The 741-nt window shown below is 64.5% G+C and carries 1 protein-coding gene; it reads right to left on the reverse strand.

Going from position 1 to position 741, the window contains the following annotated elements; translation table 11 throughout:
- Window positions 1–741: multicopper oxidase domain-containing protein (locus HCK04_RS40410; RefSeq protein WP_142652786.1), on the reverse strand; the 741-nt coding region annotated here is incomplete at both ends.

The raw sequence follows: 741 nt of genomic DNA on the forward strand, positions 1-741 counted from the left end.
TTCGCCGGCGATGATTTGGAAGCCGAAGGATTCTGCGGGTCCTGTGGTTTTGGTGTCGATGATTCGGCTTTGGTCGTCTGGGTTGGTGAGTGTGCCGGTGCGGTTGTCGGCCCAGCGGTGTCCGTGGATGTGGAAGGTGTGGAAGAGGTTGCCGTGGGCGATGACGATGAATTCGACTCGTTCGCCGAGTTTGGCGGTGAAGTCGGGTGCGGTGGTGAGGTTGTTGGTTTTCATGTCGTTGAAGACGACGGTGAAGGTTTTGTCGGGGAGGGTGTCGCCGGTGCGGCGTACGACTAGTGGTCCGTAGAGGCCGAGGAGGATGCCGCCGGTGCCGTGGTCGGTTCCGACGACGTGGTCGTGGTAGTGCCAGTAGCCGGCGCTGCCGGGGGCGATGGTGCCGTCCGCGCGTGTGATGGGGGCGTGGGTGCGCCAGGTGTAGACGTAGCGGCCTCCGGGTTGGACGACGCTGTCGTTCATCCGCGTGCCGTCGCTGCTCGTCTCGTAGTCGACGCCGTGCACGTGCAGGCTGGCGGTGACGTCGGTGTTGTTGACGAGTTCGATTTCGAGGGTCTCGCCCTCGATCATTTCGATGAGGGGGCCGGGGATGGTGGGCTTGCCGGGTTCCAGGCCGTAGCCCATCTGCCCATCGGGGAATTTGTCCACGTAGAGGGTGATGCGGCGGACCTCGCCCGGCTCCCCTGCGGTCTTACGGGTGGTCTTGCCGGCGGGTTCCGCGGTGGC

The sequence above is a fragment of the Microbispora sp. CL1-1 genome (assembly GCF_012034195.1).
GTDB lineage: Bacteria > Actinomycetota > Actinomycetes > Streptosporangiales > Streptosporangiaceae > Microbispora.